The organism is Streptomyces sp. CB01580, assembly GCF_001905795.1.
Lineage (GTDB): Bacteria > Actinomycetota > Actinomycetes > Streptomycetales > Streptomycetaceae > Streptomyces.
This window is the reverse complement of sequence record NZ_LIXJ01000041.1, coordinates 1-18,099: the sequence shown is the minus strand read 5'-3', so window position 1 is coordinate 18,099 and position 18,099 is coordinate 1. Positions and strand designations below refer to the sequence as shown.

General features: G+C 67.1%; 12 protein-coding genes and 6 pseudogenes. 6 read left to right on the top strand and 12 right to left on the bottom strand.

Going from position 1 to position 18,099, the window contains the following annotated elements:
* Positions 1-3: 3 nt before the first annotated feature.
* A pseudogene (locus tag AMK22_RS34385) lies at positions 4-282 on the top strand (transposase); the annotation flags it as partial.
* Positions 283-368: 86 nt separating this feature from the next.
* Positions 369-1,505 (top strand): IS30 family transposase, encoded by a 1,137-nt coding sequence (locus AMK22_RS34380; RefSeq protein ID WP_079186565.1) that lies wholly within the window; start codon positions 369-371, stop codon positions 1,503-1,505.
* Here AMK22_RS34380 and AMK22_RS34375 read toward each other — a convergent pair.
* The 4 genes and pseudogenes from AMK22_RS34375 to AMK22_RS34350 all read right to left on the bottom strand — a co-directional run bounded on the left by AMK22_RS34375 (position 1,482) and on the right by AMK22_RS34350 (position 4,350).
* Positions 1,482-2,261 (bottom strand): cytochrome P450, encoded by a 780-nt coding sequence (locus AMK22_RS34375; protein WP_073791396.1) that lies wholly within the window; start codon positions 2,259-2,261, stop codon positions 1,482-1,484. The genes AMK22_RS34380 and AMK22_RS34375 overlap by 24 nt on opposite strands.
* Positions 2,262-2,532: 271 nt before the next feature.
* Entirely contained in the window at positions 2,533-2,952 is a 420-nt protein-coding gene (locus AMK22_RS42535; RefSeq protein WP_073791394.1) for a transposase, read from the bottom strand.
* Positions 2,953-3,028: 76 nt separating this feature from the next.
* Positions 3,029-3,875 (bottom strand): annotated as a pseudogene (locus AMK22_RS38915) (IS5 family transposase).
* 68 nt (positions 3,876-3,943) lie between these two features.
* A pseudogene (locus AMK22_RS34350) lies at positions 3,944-4,350 on the bottom strand (RacP protein).
* Positions 4,351-4,843: 493 nt separating this feature from the next.
* Here AMK22_RS34350 and AMK22_RS34345 point away from each other — a divergent pair.
* Positions 4,844-5,365 carry an integrase catalytic domain-containing protein gene (locus tag AMK22_RS34345; RefSeq protein WP_073791393.1) on the top strand — a complete coding sequence of 174 codons (522 nt, stop codon included), beginning with the start codon at positions 4,844-4,846 and terminating at the stop codon, positions 5,363-5,365.
* Positions 5,366-5,860: 495 nt separating this feature from the next.
* Complete coding sequence (locus tag AMK22_RS34335; protein WP_143203640.1) at positions 5,861-10,243, top strand: DUF7927 domain-containing protein; 4,383 nt, start codon at positions 5,861-5,863, stop codon at positions 10,241-10,243.
* Between the two features lie 322 nt (positions 10,244-10,565).
* Here the strand turns inward: AMK22_RS34335 and AMK22_RS38910 are convergent, their stop codons facing one another.
* Positions 10,566-10,721, bottom strand: coding sequence for a hypothetical protein (locus AMK22_RS38910; protein WP_242434285.1), 156 nt, complete (start codon positions 10,719-10,721; stop codon positions 10,566-10,568).
* A 184-nt stretch (positions 10,722-10,905) separates the two neighbouring features.
* Here AMK22_RS38910 and AMK22_RS34330 point away from each other — a divergent pair, with 184 nt between their 5' ends.
* On the top strand, positions 10,906-11,100 hold the full coding sequence (locus AMK22_RS34330) for an SDR family oxidoreductase (RefSeq protein WP_073791388.1): 195 nt from the start codon (positions 10,906-10,908) through the stop codon (positions 11,098-11,100).
* Positions 11,101-11,323: 223 nt separating this feature from the next.
* Positions 11,324-11,857 carry a hypothetical protein gene (locus AMK22_RS34325; RefSeq protein WP_143203639.1) on the top strand — a complete coding sequence of 178 codons (534 nt, stop codon included), beginning with the start codon at positions 11,324-11,326 and terminating at the stop codon, positions 11,855-11,857.
* Between the two features lie 288 nt (positions 11,858-12,145).
* Here the strand turns inward: AMK22_RS34325 and AMK22_RS34320 are convergent.
* The 7 genes and pseudogenes from AMK22_RS34320 to AMK22_RS34290 form a co-directional block, all read right to left on the bottom strand.
* Positions 12,146-13,326 (bottom strand): IS3 family transposase gene (locus AMK22_RS34320; RefSeq protein WP_242434284.1). Its coding sequence is split into 2 segments (ribosomal slippage): positions 12,146-13,039 and positions 13,042-13,326, totalling 1,179 coding nucleotides; the frame shifts between segments, so codons are not numbered across the junction.
* 68 nt (positions 13,327-13,394) lie between these two features.
* A pseudogene (locus AMK22_RS34310) lies at positions 13,395-13,757 on the bottom strand (transposase); the annotation flags it as partial.
* A 118-nt stretch (positions 13,758-13,875) separates the two neighbouring features.
* Entirely contained in the window at positions 13,876-14,022 is a 147-nt protein-coding gene (locus AMK22_RS39785; RefSeq protein WP_158072118.1) for a hypothetical protein, read from the bottom strand.
* Positions 14,023-14,080: 58 nt separating this feature from the next.
* A pseudogene (locus tag AMK22_RS34305) lies at positions 14,081-14,557 on the bottom strand (reverse transcriptase domain-containing protein); the annotation flags it as partial.
* A 733-nt stretch (positions 14,558-15,290) separates the two neighbouring features.
* Positions 15,291-16,187 carry a reverse transcriptase domain-containing protein gene (locus AMK22_RS34300; RefSeq protein ID WP_242434283.1) on the bottom strand — a complete coding sequence of 299 codons (897 nt, stop codon included), beginning with the start codon at positions 16,185-16,187 and terminating at the stop codon, positions 15,291-15,293.
* A 604-nt stretch (positions 16,188-16,791) separates the two neighbouring features.
* Positions 16,792-17,382 (bottom strand): annotated as a pseudogene (locus AMK22_RS34295) (helix-turn-helix domain-containing protein); the annotation flags it as partial.
* A gap of 85 nt (positions 17,383-17,467) precedes the next feature.
* Positions 17,468-17,980, bottom strand: coding sequence for a DinB family protein (locus tag AMK22_RS34290; RefSeq protein ID WP_107430706.1), 513 nt, complete (start codon positions 17,978-17,980; stop codon positions 17,468-17,470).
* Between the last annotated feature and the right edge of the window lie 119 nt (positions 17,981-18,099).

The following is an 18,099-nucleotide window of genomic DNA, read 5'->3' as shown; positions in this document are numbered from 1 at the left end:
GGCATGGCACGACCCTCCCGTTACCCGCTTGGGCTGCGCCGTCGCGCGGTGCGCATGGTCGCCGAGGTGCGCGACGAATACACGAACGAGACAGCCGCCTTGCAGGCGGTCGCGGACAAGCTGGGCATTGGTTCCCGCGAGACGCTGCGGAACTGGGTGAAGCAGCACGAGGTCGATGCGGGGCAGCGTCCGGGGACGACGACGGAGGAGTCCGCCCAGCTCAAAGCGTTGAAGAAGGAGAACGCCGAGCTGAAGCGGGCGAACGAGATCCTGAAGGCCGCGGGCGGTGAGTTCAACCGGTCGGTGCAACATCCCTGGTAGAAGAGGTGCCGGAGGTGTTGCAGGTGGCAAGGATCGGACGTCCGGGGATGTCGGACGCCCAGAAGCAGGAGGTCTGGCGTCGATGGAAGGAGGGGCAGTCGCTCAGCGAGATCGGCCGTGCGCTGGGGAAGGTGCCCGGATCGATCCACGGCGTGGTGAAGTCGAACGGTGGCTTCGTCCCCGCCGAACGGAAACGGGCGGACGGCGCTCTGACGTTGGCCGAGCGGGAAGAGATCTCCCGGGGGCTGGCCCGTGACGAGTCCTTGCGCACGATCGCGGGACGGCTGGGCCGGGCATCGTCGACCGTCAGCCGTGAAGTGAGCCGTCATGGCGGCCGGGAGAAGTACCGGGCGGCGGACGCCGACGAGCGAGCTTGGGACAACGCCCGCCGCCCCAAACCCTGTCTGCTGCACGGCAATTACCGGCTGCGCGACCTGGTTGCAGCCAAGCTGGCCGCCGACTGGTCGCCACAGCAGATATCGGGATGGCTTGCGCGCCGCTACGGACGCGAGGACGGTATGTACGTGTCGCACGAGACCATCTACCGCAGCTTGTTCATCCAGGCCCGCGGCGTGCTGAAGAAGGAACTCACCGCCCGCCTGCGCAGGCGCCACACCATGCGGAAGTCGAAGAACGCCACCACCGCCGGCCAGGCCCGGGGCCAGATCCGCGACGCAGTCTCCATCCGCGAACGCCCTGCCGAGGCCGAGGACCGGGCCGTGCCGGGCCACTGGGAGGGAGATCTGATCACCGGCGCGAAGAACAGCCACATCGCGACCCTCGTCGAGCGTCACTCCCGCTATGTGATGCTGGTCCGCGTCGCAGGGAAGGACACTACCAGTGTCGTGTCCGCACTGACATACCAAGTCGGCTCCCTGCCAAAGGGGTTGATGACATCACTGACTTGGGACCGTGGCATGGAACTTGCCGAGCACAAGCGCTTCAGTCTCGCCACGGACGTCCAGGTCTACTTCGCCGATCCCAAGAGCCCCTGGCAGCGCGGATCAAACGAGAACACGAACGGGCTGCTGCGGCAGTACTTCCCGAAGGGCACTGACCTGTCTGGATACACCCAGACCGACCTGGACGCCGTCGCCCTGAAACTCAATGCCCGGCCTCGTAAGACCCTCCGCTACGAAACCCCCGCTGATAAACTCGCGTCAGCTGTTGCACTGACCCCTTGAGTTCACCATGACCTGGTTTGCGACTTCGGTGTCGGACAGTCCTTGCCCGTCGGTTTCTTGGTCGCGGGCGGCAAGGAGCATGGACAGCATGTCGCTGCCTGGGGTGGCTTCGGCGTGCTTGTCCTGGATGAGTGTGTGCAGGGTGCGGTGAAGGCTTTTTGTGGCTGTGTGGTAGCGGCGGTTGCCGGGAAGGGGGAGCTGGTTGAATGCGGGTGGCGATATCGACCGCCGGAACACTCCGTTGAGGATGGCGTCCAGGTCGGCGGTGGCCCGGGTGAGGCTCGCCTCGTCGAGCGAGCTTCCGAGGACCGCGCTGATCAGTACGCCGGAGGTGAGCTTGGCCATCTCGGCGCTCACGTCGATGGCTTGGCCGTCCCGCCAGGAGTCGCTGACAGCGAGGATTCGGGCTGTCATGTCCGTGGCGTAGTCCGTTAGGCGGGCCGGGTGGAAGGCCGGCTGGACCAGGCGCCGCTGCCTTTTGTGGTGGCTGTATGGGCACGTGAGCAGGTTGTTGTCCGCGACGTCGTTGATCCGTTCGAAGAAGATTCCGCCTTTGTCGAAGAGTCGGCTGTCGAAGATGACCTGGCGGGTCAGCTCGGGGGTGCACACCATGACGGCCGCATGGGGGCCGATGCGGATGCGCACGACGTCGCCGTGGGCGGGGAGTGAGCGCAGGAAGCCCAGGGGGTCCCGCAGGATTTGGATGCCGTGACCGAAAATCGGAAGGGAGCCGGGGGCCTGAGCGATGGCGTCCATGGGGTGGCGTTCCTTTCAGTGAAGGGGTGGGCTGGGTACTCCTGGGGTTCCCCCGCTGGGCGGGAGTGGGTGACTAGCTGGTCAGGGTGGGTTGACGTGGTTTCAGGTTCACTTGCCTGGTCGGCGTAGTGCTTCTCCTCGTACTCGATCGGGCTGAGGTGGCCGAGCCTGCGGCGGGGGTTGCAGAAGCCGGGGTGAGCCGTAGATTCCGCCGGACTCGTCGTGGACCTGCCGGATCCTGCCCGTCAGCTCGGCGTCCCGGCGGCGCCGTTCACACGGCGAGGTCTCGGCCTGGCGCCACCGGTAGTAGGTGGAGGAGGGGATGTTCAGTTCCCGGAGTACGGGCTCGACCCCCAGGTGCGGGTGCACATCGACGAGCGCGGTCACCTGGGCCGGGTCGGGTCGAGCTGGGCCGCGAAAGAGCCGAGGCCGTCCGCAGGACCTCATTCGCACGCTTGAGCTGGGCATTCTCCTTCCGCAGAGCGGCCAGCTCCTCACGCTCGGCGGTGGTGAGGATGTCGACTCGCTCGCCGGTATCGGCCTCGGCCTGACGGATCCAGTTGCGCAGAGCCTCATGGTGCACGCCGAGTTCCTCGGCCATACGGCGGATCACGGGCTTCGGCTCGGAAGCGCGGTACATCCGTACCGCACGCTCACGCAACTCCAGCGGGTACTTCCTCGGCGCAGGCATCGTCAGAGTTCCTCTCGTGAGTCCCATCTGACCTGATGTCACCTCTCCCCGCATCTCGAGGGAACCTCAGGTGCCGTCAGGTGCCGGCCGACGCGGATTTCCTCGGCCAGCTGGGAGTGGCCCCTTTCCGTGCGAGGCGCCTGGTCATGAGGGTGATGGCCGCCCAGGTGATCAGGGCCTCGGAGTGCTGGACGATCCGTTCGTAGTCCCTTGCGTGGCGGCGTGCGTGCATCATCCACGCAAGACTGCGTTCGACGACCCAGCGGCGGGGCAGCACGACGAAACCGGATGCGTCTTTGGGGCGGCTGACAGGCTTGATCGTGAGGTTGAGGTGCTGTCTCGCCCAGTCGACGAGCTTTCCGGCGTAGGCGGTGTCGGCCCACACGATCGTGCTCTCGGGGCGCATCAGGCAGAGACGGAAGAGGACCTCCTTCGCGGCTGCGGCGTCGTGAAGGTCGGCGGGTGTGACCATGACCATGAGGGGCAGGCCGCGGGCGTCCACGACGAGGTGCCGCTTGCGACCGTTGATCTAATGGGCGGCAGTTGGCACGGGTGGCTCTGGAGACGGTCTCGGCCGCTTTCACGCTCTGGGAGTCGATCACGGTGGCCACCGCTCGGGGGCCTTTGCCCATGTCACGGCGGATCCGGCTGGCGAGATGATCGCGAATCTGGCCGACGATCCCGGCCGCCGCCCAGCGGGCCATGAACCCCCAGACCGTGCGCCAGGGAGGAAAGTCCGCAGGTAGGGCCCGCCATTTGCAGCCGGTGTCCACAACATATCGGATCGCGTCGACGATCTCTCGCCGGGGATGTTTCTCCGGTCGGCCACCACGGCTGGTCTCGCAGGCGGGCTCCGGCAACAGCGGTTCGAGCAGGGCCCATTCTGCGTTCGTGGTGTCGGAGGGATAGCGACGCTGGCGCATGACGGCTTCGCTTCCCTCCAAGGCGGGCGGGGCGCCCGGCCTTCAAGTCGGGCGCCCCTCGGTGGTGGTCAGGCTGAGACGACGAAGTCGAGGGTGGATTCGATGGAGCTGAGCTGGGCGATGATGTGCTTGACCCACTTGTCGCCCGGGTGGGCGACGGTGCCGGTGATGAACCGGCGGAACTCGGTCAGCTTCTCGGTGAGTACGGCCCGTTCGTATGCCTCCAGCGCGGCCCGTTCGGCGCCCAGCTGGTAGCCGTCGGCCCCTGGTCCAGATCAGGCGGTGGCCAGCCGTTTTCGGCGATGATGTCGCGCAGGGCGGCCAGCCCCGACCTGACCTGGCTGGGGGACAGCCCGCTCGCGCGGGTCAGCTGAGGGAACAGCAGCCCGGCGGGTCTGGCCTCGAACAACACGAACCGCAGGGTGTCCGCATGCCGGCGGGCGGCCTCGCCCCGGCACCGTGAGGCGCGGGGCACGGCTACTCGCCCCGCAGCATGCGGGCGAGCTCGTCGATGCCCACCACAGCCAGGCGCCTGAGTGCCGCACCCGGGACAGGGCGCGGGTTCGCGGCGTGCGGCCGCGTTCCCGATCCGGTGCTGCCGGGACCGAGGCCGGCGCGACTGCGCGGCAGCGAAGCGGCGCCGTCCGGCGTCCTGGAACCGCCGCCGCTGCTTACGCAGTTCCTCCTTCTTCGCCGCCTTCGGCTTCGGCATCCGGGGCTGCTTCCAGACCAGCTGCCGCTCCAGGAGCTCATCGGGCTCGAGCTCCTGGTCCTCATTGAGCGCGGCGGACATCTTCTCGGCGGCTGCGCGGGCGAGGACGTCGTCAGGGCTGGGCTGTTCTTCCAGGGTGCTCACGCAACTCCTCCTGCGGTCCGGCCCGGTGTGTGCTGGGTGCCGGACCGTAGCCCAGTCGATCCGCACGACGCACCGCCTGGACGCGGGAAACTACTGGTGTTCGCAGCGGACCATGTACCGGATCCTGTCCGCTGCTGGGCAGAACGGCGAACACCGCCGACAGGTCACCCACCCGCCCAGAACGATCCTCGAACTGGTCGCGCACGGGCCCGCTCAGGTGTTCACCTGGGACATCACCCGGCTGCCCGGTCCGGCCAAGGGCATCTGGGTCCACGCCTACGTGATCATCGACGTCTTCAGCCGCTGCATCGTTGGCCACACGGTCGAACGCGCCGAAACCGCCGAGCAGGCCGAGGAGTTGATCCGCGAGACCATCGAACTCGACGGCGTCGTGCCCCACACCGTCCACGTGGGCCGCGGCACCTCCATGACCTGTAAGAAGGTCTCCCAGGCTGCTGGCCGGCCTCGGTGTTCCAGGAGCCGTTCCCGCCCCAGTGTGAGCGACGAGAACCCGTTCAGCGAAGGTCCGCAGACGGCGGGCCCCGGGCGCCCGTCGCCGGAGCGCGACGGGCCGAGGCTGGGACCCGCTGGTGAACGCGTCGTCACGAGCAGGATCGTGGGTCCATACGGGTGATATTTCTATATTTTCCTACATAAACGCTACGAGCGTGCTCTAGCTTGCCCGGAGTGCACGCCAGATCACTCTGGGCGGGCCCTCGCTTTGGAGGCAGGGTCCACTCCTGTGGTTGTGCTCTGGTCGCGGGTCAGGGGTGGACAAAGGGGAGAGAGGTCCTTGATGCGAATAGCCACGCGTACCTCCGGGCGACGTCTTTGGACGATGTCGCGTGAAAGGGGGTGGGGTTGTCTGCGTATGGTGCTGAGGCCGGTGCTCGCGTTGCTACTGGCTGTGCCGGTTCTCTTGGTCCATACGCCTGCCCAGGCCGCCGGCGGCACGCTGAACGTGTCGGTGGAGGCAGTCCAGGAGACGGTGAAGTCCGGTCAGGGCGCGTCTTTCCGGGTGCAGTGGACGTGCAGCGGCAGTGGTACATGTGATGCCGCGACAATCTCGGTTCCGGTACCGACGGCGCTGGCGTCGTCGGATGCGTTCCCCGATGGTGTTCCTCTGACGGTGACGAGCCAGAGTTCGCTCCAGATCAACGGGGTTGTTGTGCCCGGGGCGGCCACGATCGTCGGTACCGGCCCGGACCGGAAGCTTGTGTGGACCTTCCCGGCGACCGTGGCGACCGGCACCTCCGACGCTGTGTCCTTCACGCTCACCCCGCCGAACTCGGTCACGCCTGATGGGGCGAAGATCACCCCGGAGGTGACCTTCGCGGCCACCGGCACGGCGCCGGTCACGGATTCGGCGACCACGACCGTGACCTCAGACGTCTCCCTGAACGTCTCCAAGGTCAAGTTCGATCCCACCAGCGTCCCGTACGTCAATCAGCAGGTGACCTATTCGATCCTGGTGGGCTACGACTCCCAGTTCCCCACCACGGGCGCTCCCATCCAGTATGCCCGCACGATGGCGGATGTCTGCTCCGAGCCCGGAACGCAGGCGCTTGAGAACCTGACCGTGGTCGACACTCTTCCCACCGGGGCGCGGTTCGTGAGCGCCACGCACGGCGGCGTGTACGAAGCGGCGACGAACACCATCACCTGGAGTCTCGGCTCCTCGGTCAAAGACACCGCGCCCTACGCCTGCGTGCCGTACTCCGGCAACACGAGCTGGACGGGTCTGCCGCTGAAGGCGACCGTCGTCTACCCCGATGGAGAGTTCAGCGCCGACCCGGACCCGAGCGCGGTCACGAACTCGGTCGTGGCCACCGCGAACGCGTGGGGCCAGTCCTCCGAAACGCTCTCTTCGGACAGCTCCGCCTCGCACGCCCTGCGCGAGGGCGCTGCCGGTGCGAGTGTCGAGAAGAGGCCCGGCTACGACTGGGCGATCGGATCGCCCCTCTACCGCACCGTGCACACCCAGAACAACAGCATCTACTCCCTGAGCGGCACCTCGAACGAGCCGACCACGGGCCGGTGGACGTTCACCGACATGATGCCGTGCGCGCTGACCTCGCCGACCAATGACAACGACATCGACTGCGCCACCCCCGCGTTCGTGGATCTGCAGTTCTCCGCGGACCGGTATCTTCCCGAGTTGCGGGTGAACTGGACGACGAACGCCGGCAGCACCGGATCGTGCACGATCGCCGCGGGCACGTCGATGAGCGACACCGCCAACCGCTACTGCGACGGCACTGACGGCAGCACACCCACCCCGGTGCCCGCAGGTGAGTGGATCACGAAGATCGAGGTGGACACCGAGATCCCTCTGTTCGGTGGCGGCAGCTTCTTCATCCACGGCCGTGCCTCCCAGCATGTGCCGTTCAGCAACGTCGACACGGTGTACAACAACCCGAACCTCGACGTGGACCGCTCCGACGTCCACCCCTGGTATGTCACGGTGGAGAACTGCCCGGTCAAGAACGTGATCACCTTCGAAGGCGGACGCAAGTACCTTCCGTACCAACCACAGACGGCGGACAGCGCCGCCGGTATCTGCGGCTACCGGCAGGTCATGACCAACCCGTTCTCGCTGCGACCGGTCAAGTCGATGTACGATCCCGCGATCCCCGAAGGCTCCCGCCCCGCGACCCCCTCGGCGCAGACCGGTGATCTGCTCACCGTCGATCTCGCGATGAACCGGGCACAATGGAACGCGGACCGAGCGGTCCTCGACGCGTCGGCCTTCACCCCGACCGTGACCGAGTACCTCCCGGCCGCGCTCACCATGGTCGAGGACTCGCTCCAGATCGCGGGAGACGCGACGTTCGCGGCCGCGCTCGGCAAACCGGACGTCGCCGTCAAGACGGTGGATTACCTGGGTGAACGGCGTCAACGGGTCACCGTGACGTTCCCGGAGGCGGAGATCACCTCGAACGCGACCTTGGGCCGCACCGCTTACGTGCGGTTCCAGGTTCGCGTCAAGCAGGGTGTCCCCGCGGGTGCCTACACGAACGACTACCTTCTCACCGGCGCCGAAGGCGGGCCGGGCGTACAGGACACCTACCTGCAGTGCGGGCTCGGGAAACTGGTCGATGCCGACCTGCGGCCGACCACCGACCGCACCGCCGCCATCGGGTGTCTGGCCTCCGCGAGTTTCAACGTCCTCCCTGTTCCCGGCGTGAACACGAGCAAGACGGTGCAGGGTGTCTACGACGCTGACGCGATCGGCGCCCCCGGTGTTGGAAGCACCGACCTGTCCGGCAAGGCCGAGTACACCGTCCGTGTCGCGAACTCGGGGTCGGTGGACATCCGCGACGTGGTCGCCTACGACATGCTGCCGCGGGTCGGTGACTCTCTGATCCTGCCCGGCGCCGAAGGCACCCGGGGTTCGGCGTTCCCGGTGCACCTGACCAAACCGGTCAAGGCGCCCGCAGGCGCTACCTTGCAGTACTCCACCAGCGCCAACCCCTGCCGCGGCGACCTCGCCGGCACCGGCGGCGGCGCCGTGGACAGCGCACCCGCCGGCTGCGAGAACGACTGGGCGGCCACGCCGCCCGGCGGCGACTACGAAGCGGTCACTGCCCTGCGCATCGACTTCGGGTCCCGAGTCTTCGCACCTGGGGACGCCGAGAACACCGTGCTCGCCGTCAAGGCCGCAGGCCCGAACACGACCACAAGTGCCGGCCTCGACGGCATCGCATGGAACAACACCGCCGTCGCCGGAGTCGAAGCATCGTCGGGAAGGCCGATCCTGCCGACCGAGGCATCGGCCGTCGGGCTGAAGCTCCTGCCCGACATCGCCTGGCAGAAGACTGACAGCCGCACCGGAGACCTCCTCGCGGGCTCCGAGTGGACCCTCACCCCGGTGCTCGAGGACGGCGAGAAGACACCCGACGGGTGGCCCCGGACGATCACGGACTGCACCGACGCGGGGTGTTCGGATGCCGATCAGGACCCGGCGCCTGGGAAGTTCCGCCTGGCCGGTGTCCCATGGGGCAAGTACACGCTCACCGAAACCACGACACCATCCGGATATCTCCCCCTCAAGGACCCGATCGGGGTGAGCGTCGATCCCGCTGGCGTCGACCGCGGCACCTACCTGCTCGACCTGGGGAAGATCAAGAACGATCCGCGTCAGGGCGAGTGGACCCTGTCGAAGACCTCCGACCCGCCGTCCGGCACCACCGTGAGAGCCGGGGACGAGATCACCTACACCCTGACCGTTGCCAACAACTCGAAGTACCCGGTCCACGACATCGCGTTGACCGACAACCTGAGCGACGTCCTCGACGACGCCACCTACAACAGTGACATCAAGGCCTCGTCGGGTACCGCGGAGGTCAAGGACGGCAAGCTCGTCTGGAAGGGCGACCTCCCCGTCGGCGGCAAGGCCACGATCACGTACTCCGTGACTGTGACCGGCGGTGGTGACACCAAGCTGCACAACGTCGTCACCACTGACGACAAGCGCGGCCACTGCGACACCGAGAAGGGCTGCGAAACCGACCACACCTACGGCGCCTACACCTTCTCCAAGTCCTCCGACCCGAAGACCGGCTCCACCGTCCAGGCCGGCGACGAGATCACCTACACCGTCACGGTGAACCAGCACGGCAAGGCCGCCATCAAGGACGCCACCATCACCGACGACCTGTCCAAGGTCCTCGACGACGCCACCTACAACGACGACGTCAAGGCGTCGGCTGGTTCGGCTGAGGTCAAGGACGGCAAGCTCGTCTGGAAGGGCGACCTCCCCGTCGACGGCAAGGCCACCATCACCTACTCCGTGACCGTCACCGGTAGCGGCGACACCAAGCTGCACAACGTCGTCACCACCGACGACAAGCGCGGCCACTGCGACACCGAAAAGGGCTGCGAAACCGACCACACCTACGGCGCCTACACCTTCTCCAAGTCCTCCGACCCGAAGACCGGCTCCACCGTCCAGATCGGCGACAAGGTCACCTACACCGTCACGGTGAACCAGCACGGCAAGGCCGGCATCAAGGACGCCACCATCACCGACGACCTGTCCAAGGTCCTCGACGACGCCACCTACAACGACGACGTCAAGGCCTCGACCGGATCAGCTGAGGTCAAGGACGGCAAGCTCGTCTGGAAGGGCAACCTCCCCGTCGGCGCCAAGGCCACCATCACCTACTCCGTGACCGTCACCGGTAGCGGCGACGGCCAGCTGCACAACGTCGTCACCACCCCCGACGACAAGCCCGGCACCTGCGACACCGAAAAGGGCTGCGAAACCGACCACACGGTGCCGCCGGGGAAGACTCCTCCGCCGTCCACCAACGTTCCCCCGTCCGGCAACACCCCGCCGTCCGGCAACGTCCCGCCCCCCAACAACCCCCAGCCCGCCCCGCAATCGTCCGGGATCCTCGCCCGCACCGGCACCACCGTGATCTCCGCGGCCGCGCTCGGCACGCTGCTCATCCTCGGCGGCCTCTCCCTCGCCGTCGCCATCAGGAGGCGCCAACGCCACAACAACTGAGGTAACCGGACCTGAGAGGGGTGTTCGTGACAGCCAGTCACGGACGCCCCTTCAAGGTTTCCCCACGCTACGTAGCACGGCCCGGTACACCCAGAGCCCGGCCCACCTTGCACACAGCTCGTACGCGCGCCTTGACCAGCATTGCCAAGCGACGCGGCCATCCCCGCCCACCCCGAGGTCGACCGGAGGCAACTGCGCGCGGTGGAGAAAGACCAGCGCTCCCGGCTCGCGTCGCCGCGCCCGGCGCCGACATCCGCCTGAGCCTGCGGCCCCCCCGTACAGCGCTACGACGGTCCTCCCCCGCCCGCCGCGTCCCAGCTGTTCAGGAAGGCGGCCAGGGCGCGGCGTTGTTCTTCTTCGCGGGTGATCTGACGGGCGCGTGCTTGCCCTCGGCCGAGGGCAGCTCGTACTCGATGGTCTGCTCGCGGGTCAGGAGCACCCGGCGGACCTCGTCCCAGCAGTCTGCGGTGCGCCGCACCCAGTCCCGGTGGCAGTGGTGCAGCCGGCCCGGTCCTGTCGGCGGGCGCGACTGCCCTTCATGTCTATGGGCCGGGGGCGGGTCGTGCGAGCGGTACTGGTCGGGTCGGTGACCGGGCTCCCTCGTACGGCTGATGCCTTTCCCGTCGGCGAACCGCAGGCGCGGTCGGGCCGTTGGTGGGGGCATGCAGATCGAGGCGACCGGGGGCTCAACGGCCCGGCGGGCCGAGTTGTTCGACCAGTACGCGGCGCGCATCCCGGTGGGCCGGGTCGCCGGGCCCGCGGACGTCGCGCCCACCGCGGTTTTCCTCGCCTCCCCCGATTCCGACTACATCACCGGGCAGGTCGTCATGGTCGACGGCGGCATGGAGATGGTCTGAGGCCGTGCCGGTCTCAGACCCTGCGGGCGGCGGAGGTCCGCCGCCGGCACGGCCCCGCCGCCCTTCCGCCGGTCGGACGAGGCGTTCACGGCGCTCCGCATCGACGCCGGTCAGGGGCTCGTCCTCGGCATCGCACGCCGACGGCGGCCCGTGCCTCCGCTCCCGGGGGCGGGTGGTTGTGCGTCCACCTGCGGGGCTGCCGGGTCGGGTGTAGGCAGGAGGTATGCGACTGTGGCATCGGTTCACGCAACGCCTTCCACCACGTCATGCCCTGTTGGCGCTCCCGCTCGGTCTGATCGCGGCCATTGTGCTGCTCGACGTGCTGGCCGAGGGACTGCCGCTGGGTCCGTCGCTGCTGATCGTGGCTCCCACGCTCGCCGCTTCCTTCGCCTCCACCCTGATGACCGCGGCGACCGCCGCCGTCACGGTGGTGGGCATGCTCGTCATCGGCCTGACATCCAACCTGCTCGTCACGCGGGACTTCGATTCACAGTTCATCGCCCTGATGGTGGTCTCGGCCATCGTGACGGTCTTCTGCCATCTGTGCGAGCGGCACGCCCGTGAGCTGGCGCTGGTGCGGAAGGTAGCGGAGGCCACACAGCGGGCAGTGCTACGTCCGCTGCCTCGGCGGATCGGCCCCCTGCGGGTGGCGTCCATGTACCTGGCGGCACAGTCGGAGGCCATGATCGGCGGCGACCTGTACGCGGCCGTCCGCACTAAAGGCCGTGGGTTCGAGTTTTCAGAAGGGGGCTCGTAGCCGAACCCGCGGGTGGTGCGTCCGGAACGGTACCGCAGCGGGGCCGGGTTCGTCCGAGCCCGCCGAACCGACGACATCGGCGTTAACTCTGCCGGAACCGCGACCGAGCTGGCGGGATCTGGCCGGGGCGTGGCTGGCCAGCACGAGAACCGTCTAAATCAAGGGCTGCGCGAGTACTGGGCCGCATAGCCTCATAGTTCGCCCATCGTGCGGCGACCCTGATACGAGGAGTTAGGCATGGCCGCCGACAGCCCGAGGGACTGCTGCATGTTCGGGTGACAGCGGGGTTTATGCAGCCAGAGCTGCTGGTGGGGTCATGATGGCTTCGTGCTCGACAGGGGTCAATCTGGCCAGGCGTCTCTGATGCCGACGGCGGTGGTAGGTGCGCTCGATCCAGGTCACGATCGCGATCCGCAGTTCCTGGCGAGTGCCCCAGGTGCGGCGGTCGAGGACGTTCTTCTGCAGCAGCGCGAAGAAGCTCTCCATGGCGGCGTTGTCGCCTGCGGCACCGACCCTGCCCATCGATCCGATCAGGCTGTGACGTGCGAGGACTGCGACGAACTTCCGTGAGCGGAACTGCGACCCGCGATCGGAATGAACGATGCATCCGGCGACCTGGCCGCGACGGGCCACCGCGGATTCAAGAGCCCTCACCGCGAGGCCGGACTTCATCCGGGCGTCGATGGAATAGCCCACGATGCGGCCGGAGTACACGTCCTTGACAGCGCACAGATACAGCTTGCCCTCGCCGGTGGCGTGCTCGGTGATGTCGGTCAGCCACAGCCGGTTCGGACCGTCAGCGGTGAAGTCGCGCCTTACCCGGTCGTCGTGGACCGGAGGGCCGACCTTGGCGTTCTTGCCCCGGCCTCTGCGCTTGCCGAACGCGCTCCACCAGCGGTTGTCCCGGCAGATCCGCCACGCGGTCCGCTCGGCCATCGGCTCACCGGCCGCATGGGCCTCGTCGAGGAGGAACCGGTGGCCGAACTCGGGATCGTCGCGGTGAGCGTGGAACAGGGCGTTAGCCCGGTAGGCCTCGGCGAGTTCGGCCTCGGTGACCGGCCGGTCCAGCCACCGGCAGTAGGGCTGGCGGGCCAGCTTGAGCACCCGGCACGTCACCGCCACCGGCACCCTGTGAGGGGCAGCGGCGGCGGCCAGCCCGCGGACGAGCGGGTACATCATTTTGACGGCAGGTTCGCCTGCGACAGATACGCCGCAGCCCTCCGCAGCACCTCGTTCTCCTGCTCCAGCAACCGGATGCGCTTGCGAGCCTCGCGCAGCTCGGCCGGCTCACCCGACGCCGGCGCGGGCCTGGAACCCTCATCGGTTTCGGCACGGCGCAGCCACTTCGACAACGTGATCGGGTGGACGCCGAAGTCGGCGGCGATCTGTTCCAGCGTGACGCCGGGCTCGCGGTTGCGCGCGACCCGCACGACGTCCTCGCGGAACTCCTTCGGATAAGGCTTGGGCACTGCGACATCCTTCCAGGCCGCCTCTCAGCAAGCCAGGTCAGGTGTCACCCAACCCTGCAGCAGTCCCAGCTGTTGGTCGGCGTGTAAGCGAATTCGACGTTGTTGGCTGCGGCCCAGTCACCGACCCGGGAGTCCTTCTTCGTGGTCAGATGCGGGGAGAAGTTGTCAAGCACGATCGCGATACGGACCGTGGGCGGGTGGAGGCTGCGCAGGTAGCGGCAGAACTCCAGGAACCTGGTCCGGTTCTTCCTCGGCTTGATGTGGCCGTAGAGCCTGTCCTTGCCGAGGTCGTAGGCGGCGAACAGATGCCGTACCCCGTGCGGGCGGGTGTAGGTCGCCCGCCGGCGGGGCCGGGGCTCCCGCTCGGCGTCTTTGTGTCTGCCGCCGCGTTCGGCCCATTGCCGGCCGGGGTGGGGCTGGAGGTTGAGCGGTTGGGTCGGGGACGAGACGCCGTGCACCCTTGCAGGTGTCGGTCTTCCCGTCCCCGCCCGCCGAACCGGACGTGCCCGTTGGCCGGGCATCCGGCTCTCCACGTGATCCGAGAGAGGGTCAAGTGAGGTGTTCGCTGACCTGGCCGACGAATGCCATGTCGTCGTGGTCGGTCCGGCGGAAACGTGCTCCGTCGGGATCGACCTCGTCCATGTTCCATGGCGTGCTGATCTGCGCTCCGCGGTAGCGGTAACGCTCGACCCGCATCGTCGCAATACCGCTCGAACGTGAGGTGCGGGAACTCCCGCCCCAGCCACGCGTCGAAGGCGTAGTGCAGATACAGATTCGCCAGCACGGGCGAAATCGCCGACCCCTGGGGAGTCCCGCGATCCCGTTGCTGCACCGACCCGTCCGCCTTCGCCAGCGGTGCAACAAGCCACCGCTTGACGTAGAGCAGGACCCACTTCCCGTCCGCGTCGACATGCCGCTCGACGGCCTTGAGCATCAGCTCATGGTCCACGCTGTCGAAGAACGCCCGGATGTCGAGATCGACCACCCAGTCGTTCCGCCAACAACGCCGCCGGCACGTCTCCACCGCGTCCAGCGCCGACCGCCTCGGCCGGTAGCCGTAGGAGTCCGGATGGAACACAGGCTCCACCCGCCTCTCCAGATACATCGCGGCCACCGTCTGTGCGATCCGGTCAGCCACAGTGGGCACCCCAAGCACACGGACACCTTTCCCACCCGCCTTGGGGATCTCCACGGCCTTCACCGCCGGAGGGAAGTACGAACCGGACGACATGCGATTCCACAGCTTGTACAGATTCCCCTTGAGGTTCTGCTCGAACTGCTCGATCGACACACCGTCCACCCCGGGTGCACCCCGATTGGCTTTAACCCTCAGATACGCCTCCCACACCATCGACTTGGAAATGTAGAACGACTTGATCTCGGCCTGCGGCCTTGATCCGTTCACCTGGTTCCTCCCGGACACACCGGTTGACCACCAAACAAGTCAGGACGACCCGCCCCCTTCGCTCCGCCCCCATTACAAGGACTTCATCACTACTACGAGACGGTCCGTCCCCCTGCCACGCATCGGTACTCAGTTCCTTGCAGTTTCAGCTGCTTGGAGTTCTCCCTTGACACCAGCCCGCCCTCAACATGGACCGGCTGGCAGCATCGCGGCGAGGGGTTCCCACGTTCCGCACTGGTGCCTGTCGCCGAGCTCGCGCCACCTTCATGCCGGGCCGCCACCTGACCAGGAATACAGGACCCCGTCAGACTTGTCCCGGGGCAACAACTGGACCCCGGTTTCGGCAACCACTCATACGCTTACGACACTTCAGCAGTGGTTCACTCGCGTTCGCCTTCTCGGCACACACCTGACGCATCTCGTGCGCCTTTTCCACAGTGCTCATCACCCCGGCTCATTCACCGGAGCAACCTGCGGTGGTTTGGGACCTCCCCCTGCGTGGGCGATCCCGGAGGGCCTACCTCCATCACCAGTGCAGCACCACGTCAAGAGCTTCCGTCTACACTGAAACCTCCTGTTGTGTTCGTGGCGCACAGTCGTCGGCGTAACGCACCAGCCGAAAGTTCGACAGCCCCTTCTTGCGCCGGTGCTGCCTGCGCCAGCGCGGACTCATCTCCTCGTTCCAGATCCGGACGAAGTACCGGTCCAGTACGGAGAGATAGATGTTGGCCAACAGCGGGGAAGCGACCCCGCCTTGCGGAGTGCCGTTCAGACTGTCCGCGAAGCCACCGTGCAGTTCGATAACCCCAGCCCGCAGAAACGCGCGGACCAGACGCAGGACCCTCCGGTCCTTGACGCGGTCTCCCACCAAGTCCATCAGGACGTGGTGGTCGACGTTGTCGAAGCACGCGGTGATATCCCCCTCCACCACCCACTCGTAGGAGAGGCTGGTGAGCCGGTGAATCTCGGCGATGGCATCCTGGGCCCGACGCCCAGGCCGATACCCGTACGAAGACGGGTAGAAGTCGACCTCGAAAATCGGCTCCAGGACCAGCTTGAGGGCCATCTGCGCGACACAGTCGCGCAGGGTGGGGATCCCCAGATGACGGACCTTGCCGCCCTTCTTGGGGATCACCGCCTGCTTGACCGGCAGCGCGGTGAAGGACCCGTCCTTGAGAGAAGAACGCAGTTCCTCCAGGAACGGAATCACTCCGTGGTCCTCGACGTGATGACGCGTCACCGCATCCACGCCCGCTGTCCTGGCACCCCGGTTGCCTGACACCCGCTCCCAGGCCACCAGCAAGGTGGACCGGTCGCAGATCAAGTTGAACACGTCGCCGAACCGGCGGTCCGGATCGGCCCTTGCCCATCGGTGCAGTTTGAACTGGTGATCGAGTACCCGCCGCTCAGCCGCGAAAATGCTCGGCCAAGTAGTCGACGGCGCGTCGCTATTCAACAACGCTCCTCCCCGACATCAACACCACTGCTATCACGCTGTCGCCCTTCCCCATGCGGCCGGCTTTCCCGGCCTCGGAGTAATACGGCGACTCCGCCACGATCCGGGGCCATCAGTGAGCGTCGCACCTGCCCGCCGCCCGGCTGGCTGCCGGGCGGGGAGGGCGACACTGGATCGCTTCCCACGTTCACTGAGGATCCTTCGACGGCGTCGGTGCCCAGCTCTACCCCGGCGGCATCACCACAGACCGCACATCGCAGTCTTGGTCCGGGCCTCCGACTGCCCAACCTGCGAACAACCGAAGAGGAGAGGCCATCGGACAGAGCACTCTCCAGTACCGCAAAGCGACCCATCCACCAGATTCGGCAGGCCGCTGACGACTCACGGGGCTTCAACCACTGGTTCAGTTTCCTTACACCCATTCCGTCTTCGCTTGCGGGCACGAACCGCCTGGTGGTGTCGGTCCGCCCCTACGTTGTCGAGGCTGCTTCCGGCCTCCACCCCCGACCTGGGGATCGGCCTGCCTCCAGCTTCAACCGGTCACTGCGATGACCAGCGGCGGGCTCCTCCTCCCGCACGATTCCTCAGCGCCTCGTGGCGCACGCCCGAACTCGTCCATGCAGAAGACGACTTCGGGCTCACCCTCCTCAGGTATGACCTCGCCGTCGGCGATCGCGTAGAGGTGTTCGACGCGGGCCTTCTTGGCCGCGTAGTCGGGGTCGCCGGAGGTCTTCCAGGTCTTCAGGCGTTGAAAAGAGACGCCTTCCTCGCGGAGCAGGATGCGCAGGCCCTCGTGGCTGATGTCGTCGACCACCCCCTCGGCGACCAGGAAGTCCGCCAGCTTGGTCAGACTCCAGGCCGAGAACGGCAGGTCGTGCTCGGTGGGCTTGGACTTCGCGATCTTCTTGATCTCGCGCCGCTCAGGCAGGGTGAAGGTCTTCGGCCGACCGCCCTTGTACTTCGGATACAGGGAGTCGAAGCCGTCGGTGTTGAAGTTGCGCAGCACATCGCGGACCCGGTCGTCGCTGGTGAACGTCACTTCGGCGATCTTCGCGACCGGCATGCCCTGCGCGGACAGCAGGATCATCTGGGCCCGCCGCCAGGTCACCACCGACCCGGTGCCCCGGCGGATGATCCGAAGCAGCCGCTGTCCCTCGTCGTCATCGATCTCGCGCACGCGCACACGTTCAGCCACCTGGGCACCCTGGCACGACGCGCCGCCCGGTACGGAACCCGGCGGCGCGTCACTCACAGTAGAGCGGGCGCGACCTGATCTGGCGTCATACGCCAGTGGTGCCGTCGATGCGCTCCCGGACCAGGTCGGCGTGGCCGTTATGACGGGAGTACTCCTCGATCATGTGGACGTAGATCCAGCGGAGGCTGACGTCCTGCTCCATGAAGCGGCCAGTGTCGGTCAGAGCGCGGCCGGCGCAGTGCTCGCGGGCGCGGGCGATCTCCGCTTGCCAGGTGGTGAGAGCGTCGCGCAGGGTGGCGCCCTCGGCCAGTTCGAATCCGCCGTCGGGAGCATTCGGGTCGGCCTGCGGGTCGTAGATGGGCGGGGCCTGTTCTCCGGCGAACACCCGGCGGAACCAGTTCCGCTCCACCTCCGCCATGTGCTGGACGAGGCCGGTCAGCGTGAAGCCGGACGGCGGCACGGACGCCGCGGCGGCCTGCTCATCGTTCAGGCCCTCGCACTTCATGGCGAGGGTGGTGCGGTGAAAGTCGAGCCAGCTCTCAAGCGTGGTGCGCTCGTTGGCGTTCAGGGGCGGCATAGGGCGTTCGATGGCGTTCACCGGTCGATTATCGCCAGCGGCCGAAGCCGTCGACAGTCAGGGCTGCACAACAGAGCGAAGGGCGAACGTTGCCTGATGCGGCACTAGTAGTACTTCGTTAGCCTCGCTGTTTCGCTTGG